The organism is Mucilaginibacter sp. (assembly GCF_036383575.1).
Classification (GTDB): domain Bacteria; phylum Bacteroidota; class Bacteroidia; order Sphingobacteriales; family Sphingobacteriaceae; genus Mucilaginibacter.
The window spans coordinates 1-7,253 of sequence record NZ_DASVOB010000534.1 but is presented as its reverse complement, the minus strand read 5'-3'; the positions used below and the strand labels follow the sequence as shown (position 1 = coordinate 7,253).

Below are 7,253 nucleotides of genomic sequence, written 5' to 3'. Positions count from 1 at the left end.
TTAGATTGATCGGTATGCAAAAAGCAAGTTTGTTTTCTGCTCCGATTCTTGTGTCTTTATTCTTGGTTCTTGCAATCTTGCCTCTTTCCACCCGTGCTCAACGTAAAAAAGGCAGCGATAATAAACCCGCTGCATCTGCAGGTAAGGTGATGAGTTACCAGGACAGTACGCTGGTTAAGCAGCTGTTCTTTTCGGCCCTGCGCGAAAAAACAATTGAGAACTACAAGCTGGCCACTGAAATGTTTGAACGCATTTTACAGGCCGATCCTTCAAATGACGCTTCGATGTATGAGCTGGCAAACCTTAAACGCCAGCAAAATGATTTTGCAGGATCTGAGCCGCTTTTGGAACAGGCTGTATCCATAAATAAAGATAATGAATGGTATTGGGGCGCACTGGCCGATAGTTACGAAAAAACCAACACCATTGATAAGCTCGAAAATGTTTTTAACCAGCTCATCAGGATCAACCCGGATAAATCAGAGTATTATTTTGACAAGGCAAATGCCTACACCATCCTGAAAAGGTATGATGACGCGTTAAAAGTATATGATGAGCTTGAAAAACTTAACGGCCCGAGCGATGATCTTTTAGCCAATCGTCAAAAGATCTACCTAAAACAGGGCAAGATTGAGCTGGCCGCTTCAGAGTTGGAAAAACAGATAGCTGCTAATCCTGGGGAAACCCGTTATTACCTGGCTCTTGGCGAGATCTATAACTCAAACGGGTTTGCAGATAAGGCGCTTAAAATATTGCAACAAGCCGAAAAGCTTGATCCGCGCAATGGTATGGTGCACTTTGCGCTTGCCGATATCTATCGGGATAAAAAGAACGTAGAAGCCAGCTTCAACGAACTGACCTTAGGCTTTGCAATTCCGGATATAGGTATCGATCAAAAGATCAATATTATTTCGGGGTACTTCCCTAAGTTTCCGGATGCCGGCGCCAAAGCCAGCGCGCTTGAGCTGAGCCGCATATTAACCGTTGCCCATCCTAATGATGCCAGGGCCTATGCTATTTATGGCGATATGCTGATCCAGAATACCAAATACAAGGAGGCAAAGCCGGTGTTAAAAAAGTCGGCCGAGCTTAATAACCAGGTATACAATGTTCAGGAACAATTAGTGCGCCTGGAATTAGGCGACAATGACCTTGATGCGGCTATTAAAGATGGCGAGAACGCGCTGTCATTATTCCCAAACCAGGCCTGGATGAACTATCTGGTAGGCGTTGCCTGGGCACAAAAAAAGGATAATAACAAAGCGGTTGGCTATGTTAAAAATGCTACTTCATTAGAACTTCAGGATAAGGAACTACTTTCGTTAAGTTTTTCATTATTGGGCGATTGCTATCATGAGCTGAAGAATATAAAAAGTTCTGACGAGAGTTATGATAAGGCACTGACCTACAATCCGGATAATGCATTCACTTTAAACAATTATGCTTATTATTTATCGTTAAGGAATGAGCAACTGGAAAAGGCGGCAACAATGTCGGCACATTCCAACGAGTTGCAGCCTAACACGGCATCGTTTGAAGATACTTATGCCTGGATCCTGTTTAAACAAAAAAAATATGCCCAGGCAAAAGAGTGGATGGAGAAAGCCCTGTCGCATGATAAAGAAAATAGTGGCGTTAAGTACGAACATTATGGCGATATATTGTTTTTCCTTGGGAACACAGATGCTGCCGTAACTAACTGGAAAAAGGCGAAAGGCTTTGGTGAACAATCACCTGTTTTAGATCGTAAGATAAATGAAAAAAAATATAGCGAATAGTTTACTTATAGCTTGCTGCCTGCTGGTAATGGTAAGTTGTAAGGCGCGTAAACAGGTTTTAGTTGCCCGCAAGGCCGATTCAACCGCAAAGCCCAATGACGTGGTTAGTAAGCTGGCCGCCATAAGGGCAAGCCAGGTGAATTTCACAACATTTGCGGGTAAAGCCAAAACCAAGCTCAGCATCAATAATAACAGCAATGATGTTACCCTGAATATCAGGATAGCAAAAGATAAAAGGATCTGGGTTTCTATTACCGCGGTATTAGGTATTGAAGCTGCCCGCGCGGTGATAACACCCGATAGTATCATGATCCTTAACCGCCTGCAAAGCGTTTATATTAAAAAGCCGTTCAGCTATATATATACTTATGCCAGCAAACAGGTTAATTATAAAACGCTTGAATCATTGCTGATTGGCAACGCGGTGCCCGAACTGTTGAACGAACAGTCGACCTTTGATCATGCCGATGGTAATACAACCCTGAGCGGGGTCTTGAATGATCTGGTTTACAAGCTGATACTTGGCCCGGATAATAAGGTTACCCAAACTAATTTGGATAACCAAAGCCAGGCACAATCATTACAGGTTACCAATAATACCTTTATCCAGGCAACAAACCGGGTACTGCCATCACAAATAGATATAGCATCAGTAGTAAAAGATAAAAAAATACAAGTTAATTTGCATTATACTAAGGCCGATTTTGAAGTAGAGCAAAACTATCCGTTCAGTATTCCTGATGGATACGAGCCTGGCAAATAATTAATATTTATTTAATGAAGTTTTTAAAAGCAGTTTTCTTTTTACTATTGGTATTAACGGCCGTTACGGTACGTGCTCAAAGCAGTGATGAACTGAAACGTCGCAAGGCGCAGCTAAATAAAGAGCTTGAACAATTAAATGAAGATTACAATGAAACTTTAAACAACAAGAAGGCTTCATTAAAGCAATTAAGCATACTTAAGGCACAGATAAACCTAAGGCAGGAAAAAATAGAGAACATTAATTCTGAAGTAAGACTTTTGGATAACCAGATCTCTGAGAGCAATAATAACGTACGTAGCTTACAGTCGCAGTTAGACCAGCTTAAAAAGGAGTACGCGGCTATGATCCTGTTTGCTTACCGCAATCAGAGCGCGTATAATAAAATGATGTTCCTTTTTGCGTCGAAAGACTTTAACCAGGCCTATAAGCGTTTAAAATATTTACAACAGTTTGGCACCTACCGCGAGCGGCAGGCTGCCTATATACAAGGTACACAAAAGGAGTTGCATGTTAAGATCACTGAACTTGACCGCACAAAGGATGAAAAAAATGATCTTTTGAAAGATCAACAAAAGGAAAAAGCAACACTGGGTAACGAGCGTAATAACCAGGTTAAGGTGGTAAGCGATTTGTCACAGCATGAGGGGATATTGAAGAAGCAACAAAAGGACCTTCAGGCCAAGATCGTTAAAACAACCCGTGCTATTAACGATGCTATCCGCAGGGAAATTGAGGAAGCCAGGCGCAGGGCAGAAGAAGAGGAAAGACGAAGGGCAGAAGAAGCTGCAAGGCTTGCGGCGGCACGTGCAAAAGCCGAGAATAAACCGGCCCCAGCCGCACCGGCTCCTGCTAAACCGGTTGCAACACGCAGTAATTCAAGCGTATTGAATGCTACGCCTGAAGCTGCCAAGCTGTCGAATGACTTTTTGGGTAACCGCGGCGGTTTGCCATGGCCGGTATCTAACGGAATAATTACCCAGGGCTTTGGTACTTATACCACGCCGGAGGGTATCAGGAGCGAAAGTACAGGTGTTGATATCCGTACTAACCAGGGTAGTACTGTAAGGGCTGTATTTGATGGTACGGTTGTAAAAGTGGGAGATGTGAGCGGTACTTATTTAGTAATTATACTGCATGGCGAGTATTTTACGGCCTACAGTAATTTACGGTCGGTAACGGTTGCACGTGGTCAAAAAGTAACTACCAAACAGGCCATCGGCACGGTAGCTACCGACCCATCAACCGGGGAAACTGAGGCGCATTTTGAAATTTATAAGGGAACAACACCGGTTAACCCTAAGATATGGCTGGCGCCTAACTAATTAGTTATGAACTATAAGAAATTTTAATTGTATATATTTGTATCCTTAAACAGAATGCTATGTTAAGTTCAGTTTTGTTATTTTTAAATATTGGTACAGGCGAGATGGTACTGATACTTTTTGCAGCATTAATGCTATTTGGTGGCGAAAAGCTGCCGGGTTTGGCAAAAAGCCTGGGTAAAGGCATCCGTGAATTTAAAGACGCCTCGGAAGATGTTAAACGTGAGATCAACAACCAGATCAATAATTACGAAGACAGGAAGCCGGAGCCTAAAAAGGAGGAAACGCCGCTTTTAGATGAGAAAGCTTCAGAGGCCCCTGTAGCTGTAACCGAGCATGAAAAGCCGGTTGTTGAAAATATTGTTCCAAATACAATCGCTATAAGTGATTATCACGTAAATACCCCAACCGAACCGGAAAACCACAGTCATATCAATTTAGATAAGACCATCACCGGTAGTCATTTGGCTACTGAAAAAGAAGAAGAATACAAATCATAATATAATATTAATCATACATAAAAACTTAAAATCATGGCGGGATTAGGCGCACCAGAAATTATTCTGATCATCATTGCGATACTTTTATTATTCGGCGGCAAAAAAATCCCTGAACTAATGAGAGGCTTAGGAAAAGGCGTTAAGGAATTTAAAGACGCGCAAAACGGCGAAAACACATCTTCTTCTTCAACAACATCTGAAGAAAAAAAAGCTTAATACCCTAACAGGGATTAGGTTTTGATGCCGCTTTTATCAGTTATATGAACTTATCTGTTGATTTATTTCTTATTTCAACAGATAAGTTTTTTATTTTAGCCCCATGGCTAATATTTATTCCTCTTTAACCGAGATAAAGAGCGGGTTGCAACGTGCAGAAATTACTGTTGAAGGTCTTGTAGAAGGCTATTTGCTTGAGATTGAAAAAAATGCTCATTTAAACGCTTTTAACGAGGTGTTTGCAGATGAAGCGTTAGTTGCTGCAAAAAACGTTGATAACAAAATAAAAAATGGCACTGCCGGCAAATTGGCCGGTATGGTTATAGGTATTAAAGATAATATCTGCTACAAAGGGCACAAGGTTAGTGCCTCATCAAAGATCTTAACCGGTTTCACTTCTATTTTTTCGTCAACCGTAGTTGAACGCTTGCTGGCCGAAGACGCGGTGATCATTGGCCGTTGTAACTGCGATGAATTTGCTATGGGCGCTACTAATGAGTCATCATATTTTGGCCCGGTAAAAAACCATGCCGATGAAACCAAGGTAGCGGGTGGTTCTTCTGGTGGTTCGGCTGTTGCCGTGCAGGCCGGGATGTGCCATGCTGCACTGGGTACTGATACCGGTGGTTCGGTAAGGCAACCTGCTTCGTTTTGCGGTGTTGTAGGCCTAAAGCCAACTTACGGAACAATTTCAAGGCATGGCATTATTGCTTATGCTTCATCGTTTGATCAGGTAGGGCCAATTACCAAATCTGTTGAAGATGCTGCATTATTGCTCGAAGTGCTTGCAGGGCCCGATGGGTTCGACAGCACATTATCACAAACTCCGCCGCCTGCATCGTACACAAATCTTCAAAAGCCGGGCAAAAAGAAAATTGCCTACTTGCAGGAAGCCATATCAAGCCCGGGTGTTGATACCGAAGTAAAAGATAACCTTGTACAATATATAGATAAGCTGCGTGCCGAAGGCCACACGGTTACCCCAATAGCTTTTGAACTGCTGGAGTATCTTGTGCCAACATATTACATCCTTGCTATGGCCGAAGCGTCATCAAACCTTGCCCGTTTTGATGGTGTACACTATGGCTATCGCAGTCCGCTGGCTACCGATCTGCAGTCAACCTATAAACGTTCCCGTTCTGAAGGGTTTGGCAAAGAAGTGAAGCGCCGCATCATGACCGGCACCTTTGTGTTGAGCGCCGGCTACTATGATGCCTATTATGCAAAAGCACAAAAAGTACGCAGGCTGATCCAGGAAAAAACTAACGAAATACTGGAAGAGTATGATTTTATACTGGTGCCATCGGCTCCTGAACCGGCCTTTGATATAGGTAAAGAAGAGAAAGATCCGGTGGTAATGTATCTTTCTGACATATTTACCGTACAAGCCTCACTAACCGGTGTTCCGGCTATATCAATACCTACAGGCAATAACAGCAACGGTTTGCCGTTAGGTTTACAGTTATTAACAAAGCACTTTGGCGAACAGCAACTGTTAGATTTTGCCAAATATTTTCTCGATCTGTAATAAAAATGATATTTTAGTAATTATGCTGATGCTTTGGGCATTATAAATTAATCAAATCCCGTAATAAATGAAGAGATTATTTACGCTGACCATTTGCCTCCTATCACTCCAAATTTTACACGCCGAAACAACAGTAACTTCGGCAAAATCATTTAAGCAAATAAACCGGGTAACAAAGTTTAACCCTGATGCCGTTAATGCCGACACTACTATTTTGCCGGTACTTAACCAGCCATTGCCATTAACGTCATACGGTGGTTTGTACAAACGCCGGTTAGATTCTATCCGCAAAGATATTCAGCTTGATTATAATGAGTACGTTCAGTCTTATATAGACCTGTATATGCATAACCGTGAGGAAATGGGGCAGGTTGCTGGCTTAACCAAATATTACTTTCCCATTTACGAGAAAGCTTTCCGTGAAGCCGGGATCCCTGAAGAAATAAAATTCCTATCCATTGTTGAATCAAAGCTTGACCCAAACGCGGTATCAAGGGTAGGGGCAACGGGGCTTTGGCAGTTTATGGGTACGACCGCAAAGACATATGGCCTAAATATGGACAACTATGTTGACGACCGCCGTGATCCTATCCAGTCGAGCTATGCCGCGGCTGCCTATTTAAAAGATGCCTACCAGGAATTTGGCGACTGGCTGCTGGCCATTGCTTCATACAATTGCGGTAAAAGCAATGTGGAGCGTGCTGTTGAAAAAGCCGGCGGTGTAACTGATTTTTGGAGTATTCGCCAATATCTCCCTGTGGAAACTCGTGGATATGTTCCGGCTTTTATTGCCATGAACTACGTAATGCACTATTTTAATAAACATAACATCGTAGCGCAGGCCTGTAACTTCTCTACCCGTACCGATACCGTGATGGTAAAAAGAATAGTGCCATTGAGCAGCGTTGCCCAGGCGCTTGATGTTAGCGTAAGAGAGATCACCATTCTTAATCCATCGTACCGGATGGCTGTAGTTAACGGCAGCCCTAAAGCACCGCGCAGGTTGATCATTCCGCAAACTGCGAAAGATAATTATGCGGCATTGTATAATGTATTAAACGGTGTTGATGCTCCGGTGCCTGCCACAGCTAAGCCAGCTGCTTATGCAGCCGCGCAATACGCTTCGGTAAAATCTGAACGTCA

General features: G+C 42.8%; 7 protein-coding genes. All 7 read left to right on the top strand.

The window, feature by feature from the left end; all coding sequences use genetic code 11:
* The first annotated feature begins 77 nt into the window (after positions 1–77).
* Positions 78–1,778, top strand: a complete 1,701-nt coding sequence (locus VF500_RS18905; RefSeq protein ID WP_330861176.1) for a tetratricopeptide repeat protein — start codon at positions 78–80, stop codon at positions 1,776–1,778.
* Positions 1,756–2,541 carry a DUF4292 domain-containing protein gene (locus VF500_RS18900; RefSeq protein WP_330861175.1) on the top strand — a complete coding sequence of 262 codons (786 nt, stop codon included), beginning with the start codon at positions 1,756–1,758 and terminating at the stop codon, positions 2,539–2,541. Before VF500_RS18905 ends, VF500_RS18900 begins: the two co-directional genes overlap by 23 nt.
* A gap of 14 nt (positions 2,542–2,555) precedes the next feature.
* The gene (locus VF500_RS18895) at positions 2,556–3,866 is read left to right on the top strand and encodes a murein hydrolase activator EnvC family protein (RefSeq protein ID WP_330861174.1); all 1,311 of its coding nucleotides are present in this window, start codon (positions 2,556–2,558) and stop codon (positions 3,864–3,866) included.
* 59 nt (positions 3,867–3,925) lie between these two features.
* Positions 3,926–4,366 carry a twin-arginine translocase TatA/TatE family subunit gene (locus tag VF500_RS18890; protein ID WP_330861173.1) on the top strand — a complete coding sequence of 147 codons (441 nt, stop codon included), beginning with the start codon at positions 3,926–3,928 and terminating at the stop codon, positions 4,364–4,366.
* Positions 4,367–4,399: 33 nt separating this feature from the next.
* Entirely contained in the window at positions 4,400–4,582 is a 183-nt protein-coding gene (tatA, locus tag VF500_RS18885) for a twin-arginine translocase TatA/TatE family subunit (protein WP_330861172.1), read from the top strand.
* A gap of 103 nt (positions 4,583–4,685) precedes the next feature.
* Positions 4,686–6,110: an Asp-tRNA(Asn)/Glu-tRNA(Gln) amidotransferase subunit GatA gene (gene gatA, locus VF500_RS18880; protein WP_330861171.1), complete on the top strand. Its 1,425-nt coding sequence runs from the start codon at positions 4,686–4,688 to the stop codon at positions 6,108–6,110.
* 67 nt (positions 6,111–6,177) lie between these two features.
* A partial coding sequence (locus VF500_RS18875) for a lytic transglycosylase domain-containing protein (protein WP_330861170.1) occupies positions 6,178–7,253 on the top strand: 1,076 nt, incomplete at its 3' end.

Excerpts from the sequence above, each read along its gene's own strand:
- VF500_RS18900 (WP_330861175.1), top strand. The coding sequence starts at position 1,756 with ATGAAAAAAAATATAGCGAATAGTTTACTTATAGCTTGCTGCCTGCTG.
- VF500_RS18895 (WP_330861174.1), top strand. The coding sequence starts at position 2,556 with ATGAAGTTTTTAAAAGCAGTTTTCTTTTTACTATTGGTATTAACGGCC.
- tatA (WP_330861172.1), top strand. The coding sequence starts at position 4,400 with ATGGCGGGATTAGGCGCACCAGAAATTATTCTGATCATCATTGCGATA.
- VF500_RS18890 (WP_330861173.1), top strand. The coding sequence starts at position 3,926 with ATGTTAAGTTCAGTTTTGTTATTTTTAAATATTGGTACAGGCGAGATG.
- gatA (WP_330861171.1), top strand. The coding sequence starts at position 4,686 with ATGGCTAATATTTATTCCTCTTTAACCGAGATAAAGAGCGGGTTGCAA.